This window comes from Pseudomonas fluorescens (assembly GCF_000967965.1).
Classification (GTDB): Bacteria; Pseudomonadota; Gammaproteobacteria; order Pseudomonadales; family Pseudomonadaceae; genus Aquipseudomonas; species Aquipseudomonas grandcourensis.
Genome location: NZ_LACC01000011.1, coordinates 278,118 through 302,539, shown reverse-complemented (window position 1 = coordinate 302,539; position 24,422 = coordinate 278,118). Strand labels below are relative to the sequence as shown.

Annotated in this window: 24 protein-coding genes; 9 read left to right on the top strand and 15 right to left on the bottom strand. The window is 60.7% G+C overall.

Going from position 1 to position 24,422, the window contains the following annotated elements:
- Window positions 1-33: 33 nt before the first annotated feature.
- Window positions 34-483: a Cd(II)/Pb(II)-responsive transcriptional regulator gene (gene cadR, locus VC35_RS08410; RefSeq protein ID WP_046039170.1), complete on the top strand. Its 450-nt coding sequence runs from the start codon at window positions 34-36 to the stop codon at window positions 481-483.
- Window positions 484-605: 122 nt separating this feature from the next.
- Here the strand turns inward: cadR and VC35_RS08405 are convergent, their stop codons facing one another.
- The 3 genes from VC35_RS08405 to VC35_RS08395 all read right to left on the bottom strand — a co-directional run bounded on the left by VC35_RS08405 (window position 606) and on the right by VC35_RS08395 (window position 3,299).
- Window positions 606-1,577, bottom strand: coding sequence for a thymidylate synthase (locus tag VC35_RS08405; protein WP_046039168.1), 972 nt, complete (start codon window positions 1,575-1,577; stop codon window positions 606-608).
- 49 nt (window positions 1,578-1,626) lie between these two features.
- Window positions 1,627-2,433, bottom strand: a complete 807-nt coding sequence (gene lgt, locus VC35_RS08400; RefSeq protein ID WP_046039166.1) for a prolipoprotein diacylglyceryl transferase — start codon at window positions 2,431-2,433, stop codon at window positions 1,627-1,629.
- An 83-nt stretch (window positions 2,434-2,516) separates the two neighbouring features.
- Window positions 2,517-3,299, bottom strand: coding sequence for a sulfite exporter TauE/SafE family protein (locus VC35_RS08395; RefSeq protein ID WP_046039164.1), 783 nt, complete (start codon window positions 3,297-3,299; stop codon window positions 2,517-2,519).
- A 135-nt stretch (window positions 3,300-3,434) separates the two neighbouring features.
- Between VC35_RS08395 and VC35_RS08390 the strand changes: the two genes are divergently transcribed.
- The gene (locus VC35_RS08390) at window positions 3,435-4,181 is read left to right on the top strand and encodes an NRDE family protein (RefSeq protein ID WP_046039162.1); all 747 of its coding nucleotides are present in this window, start codon (window positions 3,435-3,437) and stop codon (window positions 4,179-4,181) included.
- A gap of 159 nt (window positions 4,182-4,340) precedes the next feature.
- On the opposite strand, the gene ptsP is transcribed toward VC35_RS08390, so the two are convergent.
- Together ptsP and VC35_RS08380 are read right to left on the bottom strand one after the other, a co-directional pair.
- The gene (ptsP, locus tag VC35_RS08385) at window positions 4,341-6,620 is read right to left on the bottom strand and encodes a phosphoenolpyruvate--protein phosphotransferase (protein WP_046039161.1); all 2,280 of its coding nucleotides are present in this window, start codon (window positions 6,618-6,620) and stop codon (window positions 4,341-4,343) included.
- Window positions 6,621-6,642: 22 nt separating this feature from the next.
- Window positions 6,643-7,122 carry an RNA pyrophosphohydrolase gene (locus tag VC35_RS08380; protein ID WP_003229203.1) on the bottom strand — a complete coding sequence of 160 codons (480 nt, stop codon included), beginning with the start codon at window positions 7,120-7,122 and terminating at the stop codon, window positions 6,643-6,645.
- Window positions 7,123-7,265: 143 nt separating this feature from the next.
- On the opposite strand from VC35_RS08380, the gene VC35_RS08375 reads away from it, so the two are divergent.
- The gene (locus VC35_RS08375; protein WP_046039159.1) at window positions 7,266-7,922 is read left to right on the top strand and encodes a histidinol-phosphatase; all 657 of its coding nucleotides are present in this window, start codon (window positions 7,266-7,268) and stop codon (window positions 7,920-7,922) included.
- A gap of 93 nt (window positions 7,923-8,015) precedes the next feature.
- Here VC35_RS08375 and VC35_RS08370 read toward each other — a convergent pair whose 3' ends face one another.
- Together VC35_RS08370 and ilvA are read right to left on the bottom strand one after the other, a co-directional pair.
- Entirely contained in the window at window positions 8,016-8,441 is a 426-nt protein-coding gene (locus VC35_RS08370; protein ID WP_046039157.1) for a DUF2269 domain-containing protein, read from the bottom strand.
- Window positions 8,442-8,481: 40 nt separating this feature from the next.
- Complete coding sequence (gene ilvA, locus VC35_RS08365) at window positions 8,482-9,996, bottom strand: threonine ammonia-lyase, biosynthetic (protein WP_046039155.1); 1,515 nt, start codon at window positions 9,994-9,996, stop codon at window positions 8,482-8,484.
- Window positions 9,997-10,218: 222 nt separating this feature from the next.
- On the opposite strand from ilvA, the gene rpiA reads away from it, so the two are divergent.
- Window positions 10,219-10,893, top strand: a complete 675-nt coding sequence (gene rpiA, locus VC35_RS08360; protein ID WP_046039153.1) for a ribose-5-phosphate isomerase RpiA — start codon at window positions 10,219-10,221, stop codon at window positions 10,891-10,893.
- Window positions 10,894-11,037: 144 nt separating this feature from the next.
- Here the strand turns inward: rpiA and VC35_RS08355 are convergent, their stop codons facing one another.
- From VC35_RS08355 to VC35_RS08340, 4 genes are all read right to left on the bottom strand, one after another.
- Window positions 11,038-11,955, bottom strand: coding sequence for an SdiA-regulated domain-containing protein (locus VC35_RS08355; protein ID WP_046039151.1), 918 nt, complete (start codon window positions 11,953-11,955; stop codon window positions 11,038-11,040).
- A gap of 106 nt (window positions 11,956-12,061) precedes the next feature.
- Entirely contained in the window at window positions 12,062-12,988 is a 927-nt protein-coding gene (locus VC35_RS08350) for an SdiA-regulated domain-containing protein (RefSeq protein ID WP_046039149.1), read from the bottom strand.
- Between the two features lie 268 nt (window positions 12,989-13,256).
- Window positions 13,257-13,922: a fumarylacetoacetate hydrolase family protein gene (locus tag VC35_RS08345; protein WP_046039147.1), complete on the bottom strand. Its 666-nt coding sequence runs from the start codon at window positions 13,920-13,922 to the stop codon at window positions 13,257-13,259.
- Between the two features lie 38 nt (window positions 13,923-13,960).
- Complete coding sequence (locus VC35_RS08340) at window positions 13,961-15,355, bottom strand: FAD-binding oxidoreductase (protein WP_033052123.1); 1,395 nt, start codon at window positions 15,353-15,355, stop codon at window positions 13,961-13,963.
- A gap of 204 nt (window positions 15,356-15,559) precedes the next feature.
- On the opposite strand from VC35_RS08340, the gene serA reads away from it, so the two are divergent.
- Window positions 15,560-16,789, top strand: a complete 1,230-nt coding sequence (serA, locus tag VC35_RS08335) for a phosphoglycerate dehydrogenase (protein ID WP_046039143.1) — start codon at window positions 15,560-15,562, stop codon at window positions 16,787-16,789.
- A gap of 114 nt (window positions 16,790-16,903) precedes the next feature.
- Here the strand turns inward: serA and VC35_RS08330 are convergent, their stop codons facing one another.
- Complete coding sequence (locus VC35_RS08330; RefSeq protein WP_046039141.1) at window positions 16,904-17,329, bottom strand: DUF4399 domain-containing protein; 426 nt, start codon at window positions 17,327-17,329, stop codon at window positions 16,904-16,906.
- A gap of 135 nt (window positions 17,330-17,464) precedes the next feature.
- On the opposite strand from VC35_RS08330, the gene VC35_RS08325 reads away from it, so the two are divergent.
- Window positions 17,465-18,055, top strand: a complete 591-nt coding sequence (locus VC35_RS08325) for a transporter substrate-binding domain-containing protein (protein ID WP_046039139.1) — start codon at window positions 17,465-17,467, stop codon at window positions 18,053-18,055.
- Window positions 18,056-18,178: 123 nt separating this feature from the next.
- Here VC35_RS08325 and VC35_RS08320 read toward each other — a convergent pair whose 3' ends face one another.
- A complete protein-coding gene (locus VC35_RS08320; RefSeq protein WP_046039137.1) occupies window positions 18,179-18,664 on the bottom strand; it encodes a 2-thiouracil desulfurase family protein in 486 nt (161 codons plus the stop codon).
- A 2-nt stretch (window positions 18,665-18,666) separates the two neighbouring features.
- Window positions 18,667-19,299 carry a 2OG-Fe(II) oxygenase gene (locus VC35_RS08315; protein ID WP_046039134.1) on the bottom strand — a complete coding sequence of 211 codons (633 nt, stop codon included), beginning with the start codon at window positions 19,297-19,299 and terminating at the stop codon, window positions 18,667-18,669.
- 108 nt (window positions 19,300-19,407) lie between these two features.
- Between VC35_RS08315 and VC35_RS08310 the strand changes: the two genes are divergently transcribed.
- On the top strand, window positions 19,408-20,160 hold the full coding sequence (locus VC35_RS08310) for a DUF2059 domain-containing protein (protein ID WP_046039132.1): 753 nt from the start codon (window positions 19,408-19,410) through the stop codon (window positions 20,158-20,160).
- Window positions 20,161-20,289: 129 nt separating this feature from the next.
- On the opposite strand, the gene bipL is transcribed toward VC35_RS08310, so the two are convergent.
- Window positions 20,290-21,237, bottom strand: a complete 948-nt coding sequence (gene bipL, locus VC35_RS08305; RefSeq protein ID WP_046039130.1) for a phospholipase BipL — start codon at window positions 21,235-21,237, stop codon at window positions 20,290-20,292.
- A gap of 96 nt (window positions 21,238-21,333) precedes the next feature.
- Here bipL and VC35_RS08300 point away from each other — a divergent pair, with 96 nt between their 5' ends.
- Window positions 21,334-21,915, top strand: a complete 582-nt coding sequence (locus VC35_RS08300) for a DUF6436 domain-containing protein (protein ID WP_046039128.1) — start codon at window positions 21,334-21,336, stop codon at window positions 21,913-21,915.
- Between the two features lie 103 nt (window positions 21,916-22,018).
- Window positions 22,019-24,418, top strand: coding sequence for a penicillin acylase family protein (locus tag VC35_RS08295; protein WP_046039127.1), 2,400 nt, complete (start codon window positions 22,019-22,021; stop codon window positions 24,416-24,418).
- Window positions 24,419-24,422: the final 4 nt, after the last annotated feature.

Genomic DNA, 24,422 nt, shown 5'->3' with positions numbered 1-24,422 from the left:
AGCACCCATTCTGGAGTTTTGGAGATTGGCGTCATGAAAATTGGAGAGTTGGCAAAACTCACGGACTGCGCCGTGGAAACGATCCGCTATTACGAGCGCGAGAACCTGCTGCCGGAACCGGCCCGCAGTGACGGCAATTATCGCGTCTATACCCAGCCTCACGCCGAGCGCCTGACCTTCATCCGCAACTGCCGCACCCTCGACATGACGCTCGAAGAAATCCGCAGCCTGCTGGCGTTTCGCGACAGTCCGCAGGACCAGTGCGAAAGCGTCAACGCGCTGATCGACGAGCACATCCACCACGTCAAGGCGCGGATCGACGGCTTGCTGGCCTTGCAGACACAACTGCTCGACCTACGCCAACGCTGCGGCGAGGGGCCGGAGGTCGATCAATGCGGGATTTTGCAGCGGCTGGAAGTGAGCGGCGGGGTTGTGGCGACGGAGGTTGAGCATTCCCATGTTGGCCGTAGTCACGGCCACTGAAAACAACACAAAACTCTGTGGGAGCGAGCTTGCTCGCGATGACGGCGGCACATTCAACATTGATGTGACTGACAAACCGCTATCGCGAGCAAGCTCGCTCCCACAGGGTCGGTGGTGGTTTTTTAGACCGCCATCGGCGCGGTCATCGGCGCGTGGTGCTCGTAGCCTTGCAGCGAGAAATCGCCCGGTTCCACCAGCTCCAGCCATTCAGGCTGATAAACACCCGTCTTGGCAAACTCCGGCACACGGTCGGAAATCACCAGTTTCGGCATCGGGAACGGCTCGCGCTTGAGCTGTTCGTTGAGCATCTCCAGGTGGTTTTCGTAGACGTGGGCATCACCGATGAAATAGGTGAACCAGCGCGGCGTGTAGCCCGTCAGACGACCGATCAGGCTCAGCAGCGCAGCACCTTCGGTGAGGTTGAACGGCGTGCCCAGGCCCAGGTCGTTGGAACGGATGTAGAGGGTCAGAGAGATCTCTTTGGTCTCGACATTCGGGTGGAACTGGTACAGCAGGTGGCACGGCGGCAACGCCATTTCATCGAGCTGGGCGCAGTTCCAGCCGTGGAACAGGATGCGGCGGCTGCCCGGGTCCTTGATGATGGTGTCGACGCACTGGCGAACCTGGTCGATGGCCTTGTACAGCACCACGTAGGCCTGGCCATCCTCCTCGCCTTCGGCAATCTGGCGGTAGCCTTGCTTCAGGGTCTGCTCGATGGCAGCCGGGTTGCTGACCGGGATCTGCTTGTACGCCGGCCATTTGCGCCATTGCACGCCGTAGATTTCGCCGAGGTCGTCTTCGCCCTGACGGAACGGGTTGGCCAGCCACTGGGCGTTTTCGTTGGCGTTCTGGTCCCAGACCTTGCAGCCCAACGCCCGAAATTCGGCAGCGTTGTTCACGCCGCGCAGGAACCCGCACATTTCGCCGATGGCCGATTTGAACGCCATCTTGCGCGTGGTGATCGCCGGGAAACCTTCCTGCAGGTCATAACGCAGCATCGCACCGGGAAAGCTGATGGTGTTCACACCGGTACGGTTGGCCTGTTTGGTGCCGTTCTTGATGACGTGGGCGACCAGTTCGAGATATTGCTTCATGAATTACCTGTGTCCTTGAACCCGCAACCATCGCTGCGGGGTTCGAATTTTATACGGCTGCCGCTGGAGTCGCCGGGGCGCGGTGATACGCCAGCCAGATCAGGAACAGACCGCCGACGATCATCGGCACGCACAGCACCTGGCCCATGGTCAGCCAGTTCCAGGCCAGATAGCCCAACTGGGCGTCCGGTACGCGGACGAACTCGACGATGAAACGGAAGATGCCATAGAACAGCGCGAACATCCCCGATACCGCCATGGTCGGCCGCGGCTTGCGCGAGAACAGCCAGAGGATCAGGAACAACGCCACGCCTTCGAGGGCGAACTGGTACAACTGCGACGGGTGACGCGCCAGTTGCGCCGGATCGGTCGGAAAGACCATCGCCCACGGCACATCGGTTGCCTTGCCCCACAGCTCGGCGTTGATGAAGTTGCCGATACGCCCGGCGCCCAGGCCAATCGGCACCATCGGCGCAACGAAATCCATCAGCTGGAAGAACGACTTGTTGTTCTTCTTGCCGAACCACAACGCCGCCAGCATCACGCCGATGAAACCGCCGTGGAACGACATGCCGCCCTTCCACACTTCGAAAATCAGCGTCGGGTTGGCCAGATAGGCGCTCAGATCGTAGAACAACACATAACCCAGTCGCCCGCCGACGATCACCCCCATCGACATCCAGAACACCATGTCGGAGAGTTTCTCCTTGGTCCAGGTCGGGTCGAAGCGGTTCAAGCGGCGGGACGCCAGCAGCCAGGCGCCGCCGATGCCGATCAGGTACATCAGACCGTACCAGTGGATTTTCAGCGGACCGATGGCCAGGGCCACCGGGTCGATCTGCGGGTAAGGCAGCATTGCGACTCCTCGTTAGAGTTCAAATCTTAAAAATTCCCGGGCGACGCTGCCACCTCAGGATTAAGCCAGGATTGCGCTGCCCGTCAGAGCAGGAAGTTCAGGCCGACGCAGAACAGCAAAGCGGCAAACAGCCGTTTCAGCAACTTTGGCGACAGGTTGTGGGCCAGTCGCGCACCGAAGCGGGCGAAGACCATGCTGGTCAGGGCAATGCCCAGCAACGCCGGCAAGTAAATGAAACCGAGACTATGGGCCGGGAGCAACGGATCGTGCCAGCCCAGAATCATGAAACTTAATGCACTGGCCAGGGCAATCGGCAGACCGCAGGCCGATGAAGTGGCCACGGCTTGCTGCATCGGCACACTGCGCCAGGTCAGGAATGGCACGGTCAACGAACCGCCGCCAATGCCGAAAATCGCCGAAGCCCAGCCAATTACACTGCCGGCCACGGTCAGACCGAGTTTGCCCGGCACGGTTCGGCTGGCCTTGGGTTTGACATCCAGCGCAAGCTGAGCGGCGATCACCAGGGCGAATACGCCAATGAGTTTCTGCAGGTTGGGGCCGGAGATCGCTTCCGCCGTCAGCGCGCCGAACCCGGCACCGATCAGAATGCCAACGGTCATCCACATGAAGATCGGCCAACGTACAGCGCCACGGCGGTGATGCTCACGTACCGAATTGACCGAAGTAAAGATGATCGTCGCCAGGGAGGTACCCACTGCCAGATGCGTGAGGATCGACGGATCGAACCCTTGGGCCGTGAAGCTGAACACCAGCACCGGGACGATGATGATCCCGCCGCCCACGCCAAACAGCCCGGCGAGCACACCCGCACAGGCGCCGAGCGCCAGATAGAGCAGAAATTCCATGGTCGTCCCCGCTCGCCTCCCCAAAACCGGAGCGGCATGGTAACGGATGCATGGCCTCAAGCTCCACTGTGCAAGGCGATGGATCGATGAGCGATGTCTGCGTAGAGTGAACAAAAAACACACAAGGACAGCCTGATGTGCCTGATTGTTTTTGCCTGGCGACCGGGTCATGCCCAGCCGCTGGTCGTGGCGGCCAATCGCGATGAGTTCTACGCCCGCCCCAGCCTGCCGCTGGCGCCATGGCCCGAAGCGCCGCATGTGCATGCGGGGCGCGACCTCGAGGCCGGTGGCACCTGGCTCGGTGTCGGCGCCAACGGACGATTTGCGGCGCTGACCAATATTCGCGATCCCCATCGACCGCCGGGGCGCAAGTCTCGTGGGGAGCTGGTCGCGCGATTCCTCGAGGGCGATTGCTCGATTGATGACTATTTGGCCGACGTTGTCAGACGTTCGCCTGAATATGGCGGGTTCAATCTACTGGTTGGCAACAGAAACGAGCTTTGGCACTTCAATGCCCGGGAATCGCAAGCCGTGATGCTGCAACCGGGAGTCTACGGCGTGTCGAACGCCGGGCTGGATACGCCATGGCCGAAACTGCTCAAGGCCAAGGCTGCCTTGAGCGAGGTACTGGATGATCCGCAGCCTCAGGCGCTGCTGGCGTTATTGAGCGATGCGCAAACCGCGCCGTTTGCCGAGTTGCCGGATACCGGAGTGGGACTGGCCACTGAAACTCTGTTGTCGAGCGTGTTCATTGCCAGTCAGAGCTATGGAACGCGGGCGAGTACGGCGTTGATTGTGCAGGCGGATGGGACATTGCATCTGGTCGAAAGAAGTTTCGGGCCGTATGGCGGGCATCTTGGGGAAGTGGAACTAAAAATTTGATCTGGCGCGGTCCTGTGGCGAGGGAGCTTGCTCCCGCTCGGCTGCGAAGCAGTTGCAATCCAGCTACCGCAGTTTTTCTGAAAAACCGCATTAGCCGGATTAGGAGCGCTTCGCACTCCAGCGGGAGCAAGCTCCCTCGCCACAGGGGCCGTCAGCGTTTTAGAGAGGCTTGATTGCTGCCGGATTGATCATCCGCGACAACCCGAGGTTCTTCAGCGCCAATTGCAACGAGCTGTGAATCACTTGCGGGTTGTCGATGGTCATCAGCTCAGCCAGCAATTCCTTGGCCTTGCTCAGGTTGATCTGGCGCAGCATCCACTTCACTTTCGGCAAGTTGGTGGCGTTCATCGACAGGCTGTCGAAACCCATCGCCATCAACAGCACCGCCGCCGCCGGGTCACCGGCCATTTCACCGCAGATACTCACTGGCTTGCCTTCGGCGTGAGCATCACGCACCACGTTCTGCAGCGCCTGAAGCACCGCCGGGTGCAGGTAATCGTAGAGGTCGGCCACCCGCGGGTTGTTGCGGTCCACAGCCAACAGGTACTGGGTCAGGTCGTTGGAACCGACCGACAGGAAGTCCACTTGCCGCGCCAGTTCCTTGGTCTGATACACCGCCGCCGGAATCTCGATCATCACGCCAACCGGCGGCATCGGCACGTCAGTGCCTTCGTCGCGCACTTCGCCCCAGGCGCGGTGGATCAGGTGCAGGGCTTCTTCCAGCTCGTGAGTGCCGGAAATCATCGGCAGCAGGATTCGCAGGTTGTTCAGGCCTTCGCTGGCCTTGAGCATGGCGCGGGTCTGCACCAGGAAGATTTCCGGGTGGTCGAGGGTGACGCGAATGCCGCGCCAGCCGAGGAACGGGTTGTCTTCCTTGATCGGGAAGTACGACAGCGCCTTGTCACCGCCGATGTCCAGGCTGCGCATGGTCACCGGTTGCGGGTGGAACGCGGCCAGTTGCTCGCGGTAGATCGCCAGTTGTTCCTTTTCGCTCGGGAAACGCTGGTTGATCATGAACGGCACTTCGGTGCGGTACAGGCCCACGCCTTCGGCACCGCGCTTCTGCGCGCGCGCCACATCCGCCAGCAGGCCGGTGTTGACCCACAGCGGCATGCGGTGGCCATCGACCGTCACGCACGGCAGATCGCGCAGCGCATCCAGCCCGAGGGCCAGTTGTTTCTCTTCCTCGACCACTTCGGCGAACTGCTTGCGCAGCACGTCACTCGGGTTGGTGTAGACCTCGCCGTGGTAGCCGTCGACGATCATCTGTATGCCGTCGACCTTGGAGTACGGCAGGTCGACCAGGCCCATCACCGTCGGGATGCCCATGGCACGCGCCAGGATCGCGACGTGGGAGTTACCGGAGCCGAGCACCGATACCAGACCGGCCAGCTTGCCTTCCGGCACCTCGCCGAGCATCGCCGGCGTCAGTTCCTCGCTGACCAGAATGGTGTTGTCGGGGTAGACCAGGGTTTGCTGGCGCTCTTCCTGCAAGTAGGCGAGCAGGCGACGACCGAGGTCCTTGACGTCGGATGCACGCTCGCGCAGGTAAGCGTCGTCCATCAATTCGAAACGGTTGACGTGATCGGTGACCACTTGGCGCAAGGCGCCCTGGGCCCACTGGCCGGTCTTGATCACGGTGGTGACTTCGCTGCCCAGCGCGGCATCGTCGAGCATCATCAGGTAGACGTCGAACAATGCCCGCTCTTCCGGGCGCAACTGCGTGGCGAGCTTGGCGGACAACGTGCGCATGTCGGCGCGTACGCCTTCGATGGCGGTCTTGAACAGTTTGAGCTCGGCGTCGATGTCAGCGATGCTCTTGTCCGGCACCACATCCAGATCGGCCGGTGGCAGCATGACCACCGCCGTACCGACCGCCGCACCTGGCGAACCCGGCACGCCGATGAACTTGGCTTCCTGGATGCCTTTGCCCTGACGGCCGAGACCACGGATCGAACCGGTGGCTTCGGCGTGGGCGATAACACCGGCGAGTTGCGCGCTCATGGTCACGAGGAAGGCTTCTTCCCCTTCATCGAACTGGCGACGTTCTTTTTGCTGGATGACCAACACGCCGACGACGCGGCGGTGGTGAATGATCGGTGCACCGAGGAACGAGGCGTAGCGCTCTTCACCGGTTTCGGCGAAGTAGCGGTAGCGCGGGTGGTCCGCGGCGTTTTCGAGGTTCAGGGGTTCTTCACGCGTGCCGACCAGACCCACCAGACCTTCGTTGGGGGCCATGCTGACCTTGCCGATCGAGCGCTTGTTCAAGCCCTCGGTGGCCATCAGCACGAACCGGTTGGTCTCCGGATCAAGCAGGTAGACCGAGCAGACCTGGCTGCCCATGGCCTCTTTGACGCGCAACACAATAATCCCCAACGCCGCCTTGAGATCCTTGGCGGAGTTAACTTCCTGGACGATCTTGCGCAGCGTATTGAGCATGGCTCGGGGTCGAACTCCGTCGTCAGTCGCGCGCTAAAAGGCGCGGGGCAAGCTCTTTGAGAGCGCGTCGATACACCTCGCGCTTGAATGTCACCACCTGGCCCAACGGATACCAATAACTGACCCAGCGCCAGCCATCGAATTCCGGTTTACCGGTCAAATCCATCCGCACCCGCTGCTCGTTGGAGATCAGGCGCAGGAGAAACCATTTCTGTTTCTGGCCGATGCACAGCGGTTGGCTGTGGGTACGTACCAGACGTTGCGGCAAACGATAGCGCAACCAGCCCCGGGTGCAGGCGAGAATTTCAACATCTTCGCGCTCCAGGCCCACTTCTTCGTTCAGCTCGCGGTACAAGGCGTCTTCCGGCGTCTCTTCGGGGTTGATTCCACCCTGCGGAAACTGCCAGGCATCTTGATTGATTCGGCGAGCCCATAGCACCTGGCCGGCGTCATTCGTCAGAATGATCCCGACATTGGGGCGAAAACCATCGGGGTCGATCACGGCAACAACCTCGCAAACGCATGTCGCCGCATTGTTCCACAAAGGTTGTTAAGGCGGCAACGAAGGTTCCTACCTTATGTGCACTCTTGTGAAAAGACCGTATTCTTGTCGCCTTTTTACTGACTTTTCAGCGGGTAACTGTAATGCGCCTGGCTTTATTCGATTTGGACAACACCCTTCTGGGCGGTGACAGCGATCACGCTTGGGGCGATTACCTGTGCGAGCGCGGCTTTCTCGACGCCGTCGCCTACAAGGCTCGCAACGATGCGTTCTACCAGGATTATCTGGCCGGCAAACTGGATAACGCCGCCTACCTGAACTTCTGCCTGGAAGTGCTCGGCCGCACCGAAATGGCCACGCTGGATCAGTGGCACAGCGATTACATGCGCGACTGCATCGAACCGATCCTGCTGCCCAAGGCCATCGAGTTGCTGGCCAAGCACCGCGCGGCCGGCGACAAACTGGTCATCATCACCGCCACCAATCGCTTCGTCACCGGGCCGATTGCCGAGCGCCTGGGTGTCGAAACACTGATCGCCACCGAATGCGAAATGCTCGACGGCCGCTACACCGGGCGCAGCACCGACGTGCCGTGCTTCCGCGAGGGCAAGGTGACGCGTTTGAATCGCTGGCTGGAAGAAACCGGGTTTACGCTGGAAGACAGCTACTTCTATAGCGACTCGATGAATGATTTTCCGTTGCTGGAGCAGGTGACTCATGCGGTAGCGGTTGATCCCGACCCGAATCTGCGGGCCGAGGCCGAGAAGCGGGGTTGGCCGGTGATTTCGTTGCGCGACTAACATTGCTATCGCGAGCAGGCTCACTCCTACAGGGGAACGCATTCCAATGTAGGAGTGAGCCTGCTCGCGATTGGGTCGATACGGTCTCCAGCCTTAAACAGGCTTGGCACCCATCAACCCGGCAATGGCCACAAGACAGACAAAACTGAACAACGCCAAGGCAAAGGTGAATTTCCCCACCCCAGCCGGCGTCTTGCGCAGTTTGTTGAGCCGCACCAGCAGCCAGAACCACGCCAGTGCCGCCACGGTGTAAAGCACGCTGGAGGCCAGCAACCAGGTCTGCCCCAGCGGCCAGCCCACCAGATGCACCATCCACCAGCCGGTAAACGGCATGCTCAGCAGCGCCAGCCCCATCAGCAGCCAGACAAACACCCTTGGCCGCTGCAAGGTGCGACTACCCGCTGTCGCGTCACCCTTGCGCCGCGCAAGCAAAACCCAGACTCCCAGCCCCAGCGCACAAGCCAGCAGTACAACAGTTGCCACCATGTGCGCCGCTTTCAGGGCAGTTAACGTTTCCATTGTCAGAACTCCTTATTGCCTTGCCCGTCAGCGTAGCTGTTCAGCCAAGAAACAGCTGATAGGCCGGGTTGTCGCTTTCGTCCCAGTACGGGTAACCGATTTCTTCCAGCGCCGCCGGCACCAAGTGGCGCTCGTCGTGGGGCACTTGCAGGCCCGCGACGACCCGGCCATCGGCCGCGCCATGGTTGCGGTAGTGGAACATCGAGATGTTCCAGCGCCCGCCGAGCTTGTTGAGGAAGTTGAACAGCGCGCCCGGACGCTCCGGGAATTCGAAACGCAGGACCACTTCATCGACCACATGCGCCGCACGCCCGCCGACCATGTGGCGGATGTGCAGCTTGGCCAGTTCGTTGTCGGTCAGGTCCAGCACCGGGAAACCCTGCTCGCTCAGGCTGGCGATCAACGCGCTACGCGGGTCGTTTTCCGGATGGGTCTGCACGCCGACAAAGATGTGCGCTTCGCTGCCGGTGTTGTAGCGGTAGTTGAATTCGGTGATCTGGCGCTTGCCGATGGCCTCGCAGAACGCCTTGAAGCTGCCCGGTTTCTCGGGAATGGTCACGGCGATGATCGCTTCGCGGCCTTCGCCCAGCTCCGCACGCTCGGCGACGTGGCGCAGGCGGTCGAAGTTGACGTTGGCCCCGGAGTCGATGGCCACGAAGGTCTGGCCGCTGACGCCGCGCTGCTCGACATACTTCTTGATCCCCGCCACGCCCAAAGCGCCGGCAGGTTCGGTGATCGAGCGGGTATCATCGTAGATATCCTTGATGGCGGCGCAGATTTCGTCGGTGCTGACGGTGATCACTTCATCGACATAATCTTTGCAGATGTCGAAGGTGTGCTGACCGATCTGGGCCACGGCAACACCGTCCGCGAAGATGCCCACAGTCGGCAGCACCACGCGCTCGCCCGCTGCCATGGCGGCTTGCAGGCAATTGGAGTCGTCCGGCTCAACGCCGATGACCTTGATGTCCGGGCGCAGGTACTTCACGTACGCCGCGATGCCGGCGATCAGGCCGCCGCCGCCCACCGGGACGAAAATCGCATCCAGTGGCTGCGGGTGCTGGCGCAGAATCTCCATCGCCACGGTGCCCTGCCCGGCAATGGTGTGGGGGTCGTCGTACGGGTGAATGTAGACGTAGCCTTTTTCGTCGACCAGTTTCAGCGAGTAGGCCAGGGCTTCCGGGAACGAATCGCCGTGCAGCACCACTTTGCCGCCACGGGAGCGCACGCCTTCGACCTTGATCTCCGGGGTGGTCTTGGGCATGACGATGGTCGCTTTCACGCCCAACACCTTTGCCGCCAAGGCCAGACCCTGGGCATGGTTGCCCGCCGACGCGGTAACTACACCGCGAGCGCGTTCTTCGTCGCTCAACTGGGTCAACTTGTTGTAGGCGCCGCGAATCTTGAACGAGAACACCGGCTGCAAGTCTTCGCGCTTGAGCCAAATGCTGTTGCCCAGCCGCTCGGAGAGCTGGCGGGCAGTCTGCAGCGGGGTTTCTACGGCAACGTCATAAACGCGCGAGGTGAGGATCTTTTTGACGTACTGTTCAAGCATCGGAAAGCATCACTGAGCGGGTTGGGCAGGACCAAGGAGTCTAACCCGCATTTTGGGCGGGCGACCACACTAAACAGGTGGTTTTAAGCCAGCGAAAAGATCGCAGCCTTCGGCAGCCCCTACAGGTGCGATCTTTTGACCTGCCAATCGGGCAATGACCTTCCCCGCCCCGAAGCCTATAATGCCGGCCTTTCGTCCCCTCCTCGGCACCCCGGAGCCCGCATGAACCAGGATCAACTCAAACAGGCAGTGGCTCAGGCCGCCGTCGACTTCATCCTTCCGAAACTCGACGACAAGAGCATCGTCGGGGTCGGCACCGGCTCCACCGCCAACTGCTTCATCGACGCGCTGGCCAAGCACAAGGGCGCATTCGATGGCGCCGTCGCCAGTTCCGAAGCCACCGCCGCGCGCCTCAAGGGCCACGGGATTCCGGTTTACGAACTGAACACCGTCAGCGACCTGGAGTTCTACGTCGACGGCGCCGATGAAAGCGACGAGCACCTGAACCTGATCAAGGGCGGCGGCGCGGCCCTGACCCGCGAGAAGATTGTCGCGGCCGTGGCCAAGACCTTCATTTGCATCGCCGATGCCAGCAAACTGGTGCCGGTCCTCGGTACTTTCCCGCTGCCCGTGGAGGTGATCCCGATGGCCCGCAGTCACGTGGCCCGTGAGCTGGTGAAACTCGGCGGCGACCCGGTTTACCGCGAAGGCGTGCTGACCGACAACGGCAACATCATCCTCGACGTGTTCAACATGCAGATCACCAATCCGGTGGAACTGGAAACGCAGATCAATGCGATCGTCGGCGTGGTCACCAACGGTTTGTTCGCGGCACGTCCGGCGGATCTGTTGTTGCTGGGTACGAGCGAGGGCGTGAAGACCCTGCGCGCGGAATAAGCCAGACTGCCCAGATTTTCTGAGCAGATGAATGACCTGTGGGAGCGAGCTTGCTCGCGATGAGGCCGTGTCAGTCGACGGATATGTTGAATGACAGACCGCTATCGCGAGCAAGCTCGCTCCCACAGTGTTTTGTGGTGTTGGCTAGAGTTGCGTTGGCTTCTTGAACACGTAGAACAGGTTCGGCTCGCTCACCAGGTACAGCGTTTCGTCGTCTCCCATGGCGATCCCTTCGGCCTGCGGCACGGTTTTTTGCAACCCCTGGTGCCCCTTGCTCAATGACATTGTGCTCAGCGGACGCCCATCCACATCCAGCTCCAGAATCAATCGCGACTCATCCGACAGCGCCAGCAAATGCCCGCTGCGCTCGTCGTATTGCAGGCTCGACAGATCCCGCACGAACATCCCGGCATCACGCTTGGGGTCGTTGATCACGTGCACCGAGTAGGAGTCTTCAGGGTTGAAGCGCGGAAAACCGTGTACCTCGTAGATCAGCATCGGGTTGCGCTCCTTGGCGACGAACAGGCGTTTGCCCACAGAGTCGTAAGCCAGACCCTCGAAGCCCTTGTTGCTGCCCATGTGTACGCCAATGGTCATCTGCTCGGCGTCTGCCGCATCGACGAAGGTGGTGTCCTGCTCCAGACGAATCTTGATCAGCCGCTGCTGGCTTTCGTCAGTCACCACGTAGATGTCCTCGCTGATGAACTCCACCGCCTCCGGATCACCGAACCCGAGCAGCGCCACACGGCGCAAAACCCTGCCGTCGAGGGACAACTCGACCAGCTCGCTCCGTTTGTTGGTGACGGTGAACAGGCTTTTGCGTATCGGGTCGTAGGTCAACGCCGAAACGTTGTCAGCCAGGCCATCGATCACCTGCGCTTCGGTCACGACCTGATACTGGTCCAGCCCCATGGACCGGGAACTCACCGGCTGCCACAGCGTATGCAGATTGAACCAGGCGCGCTCGAACAGGCGCATGTACTGGGCGATCGCTATCAACGCGATCAGCAAGACCACCGACAGGATCAGAATCAGGGATTTGGGGCGGGCAAATCGATGCATTCGGGCGGGCTCGGGTCAAAACGGGCGGATGAAATATCACGCCCGTCTGAACTGAAGCTTAATGGCCACTGGCCTTTTACGTACAGGCAATCAGCGCAGGCGTTGATTACTTCTGTTTTTCGAAGCGATAAAACAGGTTCGGCTCACTCACCATGTACAACGTGCCCGCTTCATCCATGGTCACGCCTTCAGCACGCGGAATGGTATTTTTCAGGCCGTTGAAGCCACGCAGCAGGGTGATGAAACTGACCTGCTCACCCATCTTGTCCAGCTCCAGCAACAGGTGCGAGTCGGCGGACAACACCAGCATGTGGCCAGTCCGTGGATCGACGGCCAGGGCAGACAGGTTGCGCATGTCCAGTGCATGGCTGGCCAGTTTCAGCTTGTCGCCGGTCAGAACCTTGCCGTCACCTTTCCAGGCAAACAATGCCGGCGGGCGCTCTTCGCCCAACAGCAGTTGCTGATTGCGCGGGTCCCAGGTGACACCCTCGAACGCCTTGTTCTGGTCCTTGGAAGGCCCGAGGTCGTATTTCGGGAAGTCGGCGATATTCAATTCGCGGGTATCGGCATCGACCTGGACGATAGCGATCAGATGCTCGCGCTCATCGACAATGGCCAACCGGCCGTCGCCGAGAACGGTGACACCCTCAGGATTGCTCCAGCCGACCAGAGGCATTTTGCGCAATACATCGCCCTGTAATGTCAGCTCGACCAGGAACGGGTTCTTGCCCATCACCGAAAACAGGGTCTTGGTCTGGGGGTCGTAGGCCAGGTCCGATGCTTCGTCCTTCTCCATGCCCGGCAATGGCTTGGCATCGATCACCGCCCGATAGTCCGGCAGCCAGATGCTCGCCTGGCGCTCGGCCGGGCTTTTGAATTGCTCTTTCACCCAGAGCACGCCCCGCGAATCCCACTGCATGGCAAATGCGACGCCGTAGGCGACAACGGCCACCAACAGCAGCCAGATGTACCAACGCAAGGCGAAGCGCGAGCGGCGGACAGGTTCAAGCGTGGAAAGCGGAGGAGTGACCATCGGGGATGCGTTCCAGAGATTCAGGCTAGGGGTAATAGCACAGTTTGGGGCCGGCTCAGAGGCCAATAGCACTGAAATTATCCAGACTGGATGTGAAAAAAACGGGAAATGACAGGGTTGAACTGTGTGGAATCCGGACTTCAGCCCACCAAATACTACTGTGGGAGCGAGCTTGCTCGCGATGAGGCCGTGTCAGTCAACAGAGATGTTGAATGATAGACCGCTATCGCGAGCAAGCTCGCTCCCACAGGGTACAGCGACGCCTGGATCAGCGAACGCTGCTGGTGAAACTGCTGGCGCCAGGCAATTCCAGAACGATCTCGTCACCGACATTCAGCGGACCAACGCCCACTGGCGTGCCGGTGAGGATCACGTCCCCGGCCTGCAACGAGAAGCAGCCGGCCATGTGCTGGATCATCGGCACGATCGGGTTGAGCATTGCGCTGCTGTTGCCGTCCTGGCGCACTTCACCGTTGATGGTCAGGCGGATGCCGATGTCGGTCAGGTCAGCAAACGAGCTGCCAGACACGAACGGAGCAAGCACTGCCGCGCCGTCGAAGGACTTGGCGATTTCCCAGGGCAGGCCCTTGGATTTCAGCTCGGCCTGCTTGTCGCGCAGGGTCAGGTCCAGGGCCGGGGCGAAGCCGGAAATGGCATCGAGTACTTCTTCACGACTCGGCTTGGTCGACAACGGCTTGCCGATCAAAACCGCGATTTCCGCCTCGTAATGCACCGAACCGCGCTCGGTCGGAATGCTGAAACCGCCTTCCAGCGGCACCACGCAACTGCCCGGCTTGATGAACAGCAGCGGCTCGGTCGGCACCGGGTTATCCAGTTCCTTGGCGTGTTCGGCGTAGTTACGGCCGATGCACACCACTTTCCCCAGCGGGAAGTGAATGCGCGTACCGTCGACATACTGGTGCTGATAGCTCATTACCGACTCCTGCTTCGTTGGCTCTTAAAGTTCGAAAATCAAACAGCGAAAATCTTGCCCGGGTTCATGATGCCGTTCGGGTCGAACACCGCCTTGACCGCTTTCATGTACTCGATCTCGACCGGTGAACGGCTGTAGGTCAGGTAGTCACGCTTGGTCATGCCCACGCCGTGTTCGGCGGAAATCGAACCGTTGTACTTCTCGACGGTTTCGAACACCCACTTGTTGACGGTGGCGCACTTGGCGAAGAACTCATCCTTGCTCAGGTTATCCGGCTTGAGGATGTTCAAGTGCAGGTTGCCGTCGCCGATGTGGCCGAACCAGACGATTTCGAAGTCCGGGTAGTGTTCACCGACGATCGCGTCAATTTCTTTCAGGAATGCCGGGACTTTCGATACGGTGACCGAAATGTCGTTCTTGTACGGCGTCCAGTGGGAAATGGTTTCGGAGATGTATTCGCGCAGCTTCCACAAGTTCTGTAGCTGGGTTTCGCTCTGGCTCATCACGCCGTCCAGCACCCAGCCCTGCTCGACGCAGTGCTCGAAGGTTTCCAGGGCGTGGTTGGCCACTTCTTCGGTGGTCGCTTCGAATTCCAGCAGCGCGTAGAACGGGCAATCGGATTCGAACGGCGCCGGTACATCGCCGCGAGCCATGACTTTGGCCAGGGCTTTGTCGGAGAAGAACTCGAAGGCGGTCAGGTCAAGCTTGCTCTGGAAGGCGTGCAGCACCGGCATGATCGAGTCGAAATCGGCGGTGCCGAGAACCATCGCGGTGAGGTTTTTCGGTGCGCGGTCCAGGCGCATGGTCGCTTCGACCACGAACCCGAGGGTGCCTTCGGCACCGATGAACAGCTGACGCATGTCGTAGCCGGTGGCGTTCTTGATCAGGTCGCGGTTCAGTTCCAGCACATCGCCCTTGCCGGTGACCACTTTCATGCCGGCGACCCAGTTACGGGTCATGCCGTAGCGAATCACCTTGATCCCGCCGGCATTGGTGCCGATATTGCCGCCAATCTGGCTCGAACCCGCTGAAGCGAAGTCCACCGGGTAGTACAGGCCTTTTTCTTCGGCGACGTTCTGCAAATGCTCGGTGACCACGCCCGGCTGGCAAACGGCGGTGCGGTCAGTGAGGTTCACGTCGAGGATCTGGTTCATGTAGTCGAAGGACACCACAACTTCGCCATTGGCTGCCACGGCAGCGGCAGACAACCCGGTACGACCACCGGACGGCACCAGCGCCACCTTGTGTTTGTTGGCCCACAGGACAATGGCCTGGACCTGCTCGGTGGTCTTGGGGAACACGATGGCGGTCGGGGCCGGGGCGAAATGCTTGGTCCAATCCTTTCCGTAAGCATTCAGGGAGTCGGCATCGGTCAGCACCTTGCCAGGCTCAACCAGGGTCTTCAGCTCTTCAATCAGGGCAGGATTGGTCATCGACAGAACTCTCGAACAATTCATGGTCATCCTGAGAACGCTTCACGTCGCAGGAATGAGTGTTTAGCGGGGTGCATATGCTAGCATAACGACCCCGCAGGATAGTGCCCAAGGGCTGTTCTGCGGTGACGGTTTAGTTGCCGTCCGGGTCAGCATCTGTTGACCATTTCCTGCCATTTTTCTCCGGGATACAGGTTTACGCAGATGAGCAAGACTTCTCTCGATAAGAGCAAGATCAAGTTCCTTCTTCTCGAAGGCGTCCACCAATCGGCTGTCGACGTCCTCAAGGCGGCGGGCTATTCCAACATCGAGTACCTCACTGGTTCTCTGCCGGAAGCCCAGCTCAAGGAAAAGATCGCTGATGCTCACTTCATCGGCATTCGCTCCCGCACTCAACTGACCGAAGAGATCTTCGATCACGCGAAGAAGCTCGTGGCTGTAGGGTGTTTCTGCATCGGCACCAACCAGGTCGACCTGAGTGCTGCCCGCGAGCGCGGCATCGCCGTGTTCAACGCGCCGTACTCCAACACCCGTTCCGTAGCGGAACTGGTGCTGGCCGAAGCGATCCTGCTGCTGCGCGGCATCCCTGAGAAGAACGCTTCCTGCCACCGTGGCGGCTGGATCAAGAGCGCGGCCAACTCCTTCGAGATCCGTGGCAAGAAGCTGGGCATCGTCGGTTACGGCTCGATCGGTACACAACTGTCGGTCCTGGCTGAAGGCCTGGGGATGCAGGTGTACTTCTACGACACCATCACCAAGCTGCCATTGGGTAACGCTACTCAGGTAGGCAACCTGCACGAACTGCTGGCGATGTCCGACATCGTTTCGCTGCACGTACCGGAAACCGCCGCCACCCAGTGGATGATGGGCGAGAAGGAAATCCGCGCCATCAAGAAAGGCGGCATCCTGATCAACGCCGCCCGTGGCACCGTGGTCGAACTGGACCACTTGGCGGACGCGATCAAGGACAAACACCTGATCGGCGCGGCCATCGACGTATTCCCGGTGGAGCCACGCTCCAACGACGAAGAGTTCGAAAGCCCGCTGCGTGGCCTGGACAACGTGATCCTGACCCCGCACATCGGCGGCTCCACCGCTGAAGCCCAGGCCAACATCGGTCTGGAAGTGGCGGAAAAACTGGTCAAGTACAGCGACAACGGTACTTCGGTATCGTCCGTGAACTTCCCGGAAGTGGCCCTGCCGGCTCACCCTGGCAAGCACCGCCTGCTGCACATCCACGAGAACATCCCGGGCGTGCTCAGCGAGATCAACAAGGTCTTCGCCGAAAACGGCATCAACATCTCCGGCCAGTTCCTGCAGACCAACGAGAAAGTCGGCTACGTGGTAATCGACGTCGACGCCGAGTACTCGGACCTGGCGCAAGAGAAGCTGCAACACGTCAACGGCACCATCCGTAGCCGTGTGTTGTTTTAAGAGCAGCTTCAAGCTTCAAGCGGCAAGTGAGGTTCGCTTTGCTTTGACTTGAAGCTTATAGCTTGCAGCTTGCAACTATAAAAAAGGGAGCCCCAGCGAAGCGGGCTCCCTTTTTTATTTCACATTGACGGTGATCTTCTCGGAAACGATCGGCGGATCGAACGGTATGTGGTTGCTATCGCCCAGTTCAAGCTGCAAGGTGTGTTTGCCCGGCGTGAGCGTTATTTCAGCCTGGGTCTGCGCACCGCCGAAATGCAGGTGGTTGGCATCCTTGGGAATCGGCGCACCGGCGGCAGGCAGCTCGTCGACGTCGATCAGCACGTGGTGATGACCGGTGTTCTTGGTGGGATCGCCCGCCGGCGCCAGGGCAATGTTCTCGACCGCGAACTTGACGACGACTGTCTGTGGAATCGTCGCACCGTCCTCGGGAGACACGATGGACACTTCGGCGCCTTTCGGAGCCGGCGTTGCAGCACTGGCCAGCACAGAAACACCCATCAACAGGCCAGCCAAAGCAGCACGTGACATAAAGGTTTTCATTCTCTTCTCCAGTTTTTCCGTAAAATCCGCATGACCATGACAACTTCATGGCCAATTGTTGTCGAAGGCACTCGACAACCATAGCAAAGCGAGCCTGAATCAGTGGGTCGCGATAATAAATTCAAAGGAGTGACCATGCGCTTTCTGCCTGGCCTGATCTGCCTGCTACCCCTTTTGAGCCCTTTGGCTCATGCCGAACTGATTGATGACGTCAACGACCGGGGCGAATTGCGCATTGCCGTTGAAGCCAACACTCCCCCGTTCAATTTCAAGGATGACGACAAGCTCACCGGCTTCGAAGTCGAGTTGGGCCAACTGCTGGCAAGTGAACTCGATGTCCGGGCCGACTTTGTCGTCACCGACGGCAGTGATCTGCTGACCGGCGTCGAAAGCGGCAAGTACGACATCGCTATCAACCACATAGCAGCGACCCCGGATCTCCAGGATCGTTTCGACTTCAGCGAGCCTTACATTCAAACCCATGCGCAATTGATCGCGCAGAAGGAAGAGCCGCGCTCCATTTTGCTGGTGCAGTCGCTGACGGAAGAGAAGCCCAAAACCAACCCGGCCGTGAGCCTGGCGATTCCGTTTCAGAAGGGTAATCCGGCGTTCCATGCCAGCCTGGAAAACGCCTTGCAGCGGATCAAGGATGACGGGCGACTGCAGGCGCTGGAGCAGAAGTGGTTGGGGGCAGATGCGAGTGTGGTGCCGAAGCTGCAGAACTGAAGTAAATGCAGAACCTGTGGGAGCGAGCTTGCTCGCGATGAGGTCAGTCCAGTCAACATTGATGTTGAATATCAGGCCGCCATCGCGAGCAAGCTCGCTCCCACAGTGAATCCATGGTGATTGTCAGTCTTGTACAGCCAAGGCTGCCGCAGCTTGCGGCAACTCCAGCTCACTGAACACCTGCACCCCGTGGCGCTTGAGCAGCGCCGCCGTCACGCCCTCTCCACTGACCTTCACGCCGCTGAACGTCCCGTCATAGGTCAGCAGATTGCCGCAGGACGGGCTGTTGGCCTTGAGGACGGCGATGCGGATGCCATGCTTTTGTACCAGCTCCAATGCCTGATACGCCCCCGACAGAAACTGCGCACTGACATCCTCGCCCTCGGTGGTGATCACCATCGCCTGGTCATCGAGGACTTGCGCGCCCTGCCCGCCTGGAATTTCCGCCGCCGCCCGAGGTGTTGGCAAACCACCGGCCACCTCCGGGCACAACGGCACGACCCGCCCTTCATCAAGCCACTGCTGAAGCTGATCGAACGGCCCGCTGGCCCCGCCGTCGTAACGAACCCGGTGGCCCAACAGGCAACGGCTGACGAGAATTTTCTGCATGATCAGAACGGCTCGTTGCCGCGCCGGCGGAACCAGCCGGTCAGCGACAGGCGATCCCGGGTCGCGGGCAGGACTTCGTGGGGAACCTCTCCGGAGAGAAACACCACCAGGCAGCCACCGATAGGTTGCACGTCGTGGACGCGATCATTGTCGAGATACATGCGCAACTGGCCGCCGTGCTCGGGAAGCCATGCATCATTGAGGTAAACCACCGCCGAAACCATGCGCCGGTCGTCATCGCGAAAGCGGTCGACGTGCTTCAGGTAGAAGGCTCCGGGCGGGTACATCGCAAAGTGGCTTTCGAAATCCTCCAGGCCGAGAAACAGACCGCGATTGATCGCCTCGCGCAGGCTGTTCATCAAACTCAGGTAGCTGTCGCACACCTCGGCCTGGCCGGGGTCGATCCACTGGATATGGTCGCCACGAATCCCTTCGCGGATCTCCGATGACGGCCCACGGCCCACGGCGGCCGGAGCCAGTTCACCCTCGGCAGCACGTTTGCGACACTCGGCCGCCAGCGCTCGGGTCAGATCCAGAGGCAGGAAAATATTCTGCTGCGACCAGCCGTGCTCGGCCAGGTCGTCGACGATTCGTAGCAGCAGCGGGTGATCAGAGGATATTTGCATGGCGCGCATAGTATTCCTGTGCCCGGAAATCCGACAGAGCCGCGCAGCGGGTTGATACGAATTCTCGACAAGCAGGGATGCCGCACGGAGAATAGTCGCCTGCTGACAGGAGTCCCTATGCGCCGTTTGCTTTTATCACTGCTGATGTTCTGCGTTTTGCCCGCCTGGGCAGACGGCCACGACCAGTTGTACAAGGTCGCCGGCTGGCCGGAACAACGCGCGCATTTCAGCGACGCCCTCTCGGCCGCTCAGCAACGCTACCAGGGCAGCCTGCCACCGACGGTGTTTCAGGCACTGGTCAATAACAGCAATCAGCGATTTTCCGCCCAGGCCGTGGACCAGCGAGCCGAAGCGCAATTGCGCAAAAACCTCACCAACCCCAAACCCGCGCTGACGTTTTTCCAGTCGCCCCTGGGCAAGAAAGTCGTGGCCGCCGAACTGCTGGCGACCCGTCGCGACCAACTGGCGAAAAACGCCAAGGGCCTGCCGAAGATGCAGGCCAGCGACAGCCGCATGCTGATCATCGGCCATTTGGCACAAGCCCTGCCTGCACGCGAGGCCGGCGCGGAAGTCAGCCTGGCGATTGCTGGCGTCGCCGCCGATAGCTTGAGTTCGATGATCCCGGGCCTGCTCGGTGCCGGTCAGGCCCAGGGCATGCTCAACGGCCAGCGCCAGCGCCTGATGGACCAGATCGGCAGCGACCTGAACAACACACTGCTGTATGTCTATCGCGACCTGTCGGACAACGAACTGGAAGAGTTCGCGACCTTTGCCGAATCGACGGAAGGCCAGGCTTATTATCAAGCCGCATTGGCGGCAATCCGGGCGGGGTTGGCGGTGGGACAGAGCAATTCGAACCTGACCCAGTGATCCTCACCAACTGATAGACCGCTATAGCGAGCAAGCTCGCTCCCACAGTGTTTTGAGTCACCCCACAAATTTGTGATCACCGCAAAACCTGTGGGAGCGGGCTTGCCCGCGAAGGGGCCGGAGCAGGCACTAGGGATTCCGACCCTTGATCCGCCTGGTCAGAAACCCGAAATACTCCTCTCGCATCACCAGCGTCTCATTCGCCAGATGATGCCGTGCCTCGGGCAACATCAACACCTGCGGCCGATCAAACTTGCCTCGCAACACTTCCAGGTTGTGCTCCCAATCCACCGTCATGTCGGCCTGTCCCTGCACGATCAGCGGCCGACGGGTACTCATGGGGGCGGCCTCGATGCGCTTGATCCAGCGCGCCAATGCGCCCACCCAGGCCGTCGGCAGGCGCAACGGCTGCAACGGATCGGCTTGCAGGAACGGCAGAAAGGCCGGGTCATTGGAGTTCTCGCTGAAACGCCGGGCGATGGCTTTGACGAAAGGCTTGAGCACGTAATAACTCAGCTGCGACCAACCCCACGCCCGCGGCCGCACCAGCGGCGACAGCAGAATCACCTGGCCCTGGGCCGGGCTGTTCGCCCCCGCATTCAACACATGATCGATCACGATAGCCCCGCCGGTGCTCTGCCCGCACAGGTGCCACGGCTGCGGCAAGTCGAGGGACTGCGCCTCGCTGAACAGGCCTTGCAGCGCGTCCTGGTACTCGGCGAAATCCTTGATGCTCGCCCGTTCGCCGCTGGACAGGCCATGTCCCGGCAAGTCGCAAGCAATCACCGCAAAGCCCTGGTCCAGCGCCCATTCGATCACATGCCGGTAGAGCCCGGTGTGGTCGTAGAAACCGTGGATGACAAACAGCGTCGCTTTTGCTCGCTCAGGCCACCAGAACTGGCTGACCAGCTCATAACCGTCGACCTCGAATCGCCCAAGGCCACGGCGCACCTGACGCGGGGAAAAATCCAGCCCGTAGAATCGCTGGTAAGCCTGCGCCTGCGCCGACAACGGCTGCCCGGCCGCCAATGGCAGCAGACTTGCACGTAAAAGATCGGGGTCGAAAGTGGCCGGCATGGACGATTCCAGAGCGTGAAACGGACTTTGTAGGCCTGCGATATTCTTCTGTCGCGGCAAGCATGGCAAGCTAGCCGACCTTCGAGGACTGAACCGATGCGCTCGCCCCTTCGCGCCACCCTGTTTGCCAGCCTGCTCGCCGTGATGTGTGCCGGTGTATTGTGGGCGGCCTACGACTGGTTCCAGGGGCGCTACCTGCGGGCGTTCAGCGAGCACACCGCGATGTTTTCCGGCGATCCGCTGCGCCTTCCCGAAGCACTCGCCGGGCCTGGCGCCATCCGTCTGGTGCATTTCTGGGACCCGGCCTGCCCGTGCAATGTCGGCAATCAACAACACCTGAGCGAACTGGTCGAGCGCTACGCCCCCCATGGCGTGGAATTCTATGCTGTGCAAAAGCCCGGTAGCCATGGCCAATTGCCAAGCACCTTGAGCCGTCTGAAAACCATTGACGTCCTGCCCGGCTCCGAACAGGTCCCCGCCAGCCCGGCCGTGGCAATCTGGGATCGCAGCGGCAAACTGGCGTACTTCGGCCCCTACAGCGAAGGCCTGACCTGCAATTCGAGCAACAGCTTTATCGAACCGATCCTGCAAGCGCTGGATGAGGGACGTGCGGTGAGTGCCACGCACACACTGGCGGTGGGGTGTTACTGCCCGTGGCCTGTCGAGCCAACTAAATAGGGAAAGACGCGGTAATACGAATCCCTCCTACGGGCGATGCGCCAAATCGGCACGCCGTGTTACACAGTGGCACCAGGAATCACAATAACAACAAGGAGTCTCCATGAAACGCAGCCTGACCGCTCTCGCTCTGTTGATCGTCGCGCTGGCCGCCGGGGCCGGCTGGTACTTCTACAGCAAGCAGCCGTCACGCCAGGGCATGGTGGAACTGCAACACCTGCAAGGCTCCGTCACTGTGCGCTACGACGAGCGCGGCGTCCCGCACATCCGCGCCGACAACGAAACCGACCTGTACCGCGCCCTCGGCTATGTGCATGCCCAGGACCGCCTGTTCCAGATGGAAGTCCTGCGTCGCCTGGCCCGTGGCGAACTGGCCGAAGTACTCGGGCCAAAACTGCTCGACACCGACAAACTGATGCGCAGCCTGCGCATTCGCGAACGCGCCGAAACCTACTTCGCGAACCTCGACAAGCAGTCGCCCTCCTTTATCGCCATGCAAGCCTATCTGGACGGCATCAACCAGTATCAGGACAGCCACGCAAAACCCGTGGAGTTCGATGTGCTGGGCATTCCAAAACGCCCGTTCACCGCCCAGGACACCATCAGCATCGCCGGCTACATGGCCTACAGTTTTGCCGCGGCATTTCGTACCGAACCCTTGCTGACATTCGTGCGCGATCAACTGGGGCCCGAATACCTGAACATCTTCGATCTCGACTGGCAGCCCAAGGGCGTGCTCAACGGCACTGGCACCCCCTTGGCCAGCGCCGACTGGAAAGACCTCAACGCCCTCGCCCGCCTGAGCGAACAAGCCCTGGCTGACAACGGCCTGCCACAGTTCGAGGGCAGCAACGCCTGGGTCGTCGCAGGCAGCCGGACCCAAAGCGGCAAGCCGCTGCTGGCGGGGGATCCGCATATCCGTTTTTCCGCGCCGTCGGTGTGGTACGAAGCGCAACTTTCGGCGCCGGGCTTCGAACTCTACGGCCACTATCAGGCCCTGATGCCGTTTGCCTCCCTGGGCATGAACCGCGACTTCGGCTGGAGCATCACCATGTTCCAGAACGACGACCTCGACCTGATCGCCGAGAAGGTCAACCCGGACAACCCTAATCAAGTCTGGTATCACGGCCAGTGGGTGGACATGACGACCAGCGAGCAGCAGATCGCGGTCAAGGGCCAGGCGCCAGTCACCCTGGTGTTGCGTCAATCGCCCCACGGTCCGATCGTTAACGATGCCCTGGGCAGCGGCGCCGGCAAAACGCCGATTGCCATGTGGTGGGCGTTTCTCGAAAGCCAGAACCCGATCCTGGAGGGCTTCTACCAGCTAAATCGCGCCGACACCCTGGCCAAGGCCCGCAGTGCCTCGGCAAAAATCCAGGCCCCGGGCCTGAACGTTGTCTGGGCCAATGCCAAGGGTGACATCGGCTGGTGGGCAGCGGCGCAATTGCCTAAACGCCCGGCGGGCGTACGCCCGTGGTTCATCCTCGACGGCAGCACCGCCGAGGCGGACAAGGACGGCTTCTACCCGTTCACGGCCAACCCCCAGGAAGAAAACCCGGCGCGGGGCTACATCGTCTCGGCCAACTTCCAGCCGGTGTCGCCGACCGGCATGGAGATTCCCGGCTACTACAACCTTGCCGATCGCGGCCAGCAACTCAATCGCCAGCTCAGCGACAAAACGGTCAAATGGGACCTGGAAAACAGCCAGAAGCTGCAACTGGGCACCACCACCGCCTACGGCCCGCGCCTGTTGGCACCGCTGTTGCCGGTGTTACGCGAAGTGGTGAGCGATCCCGCCGAGCTCAAGCTGGTGGAGCAACTGGCCCAGTGGCAAGGCGATTACCCCCTCGACTCGACCAGCGCCACGCTGTTCAACCAGTTCCTGTTCAACCTGGCTGACGCGACGATGCACGATGAGCTGGGTAACGACTTCTTCGAAACGCTGCTCTCGACCCGGGTGATCGATGCCGCGCTCCCCCGCCTGGCTGCCAGCGCCGACTCACCGTGGTGGGACAACCGCAACACCCAGGGCAAGGAAACCCGTGCCGACACGGTGAAGGCCGCCTGGCAAGCCAGCCTCGCGCACCTCAAGAGCACCCTCGGCGCAGACGCCTCGCAATGGCAGTGGGGCAGTGCGCACACATTGACCCATGGCCATCCGCTGGGGCAGCAAAAGCCGCTGGACCTGTTCTTCAATGTCGGCCCCTTCGCCGCACCCGGCACTCATGAAGTACCGAACAACCTCTCGGCGAAAATCGGACCGGCACCCTGGCCCGTCACCTACGGCCCCTCGACCCGACGCCTGATCGACTTCGACGACCCGACCCACAGCCTGACCGTCAACCCGGTCGGCCAGAGCGGCGTCCTGTTCGACAGCCACTATGATGATCAGGCCGAGGCCTACGTCGAGGGGATGTACTTCCAGGCGCATCTCAATGATGAAGAGGTCACGGCCAATACGCGCAGTACGTTGAAGCTGTTGCCGGCGCGGGCTGTGCCATAGATTT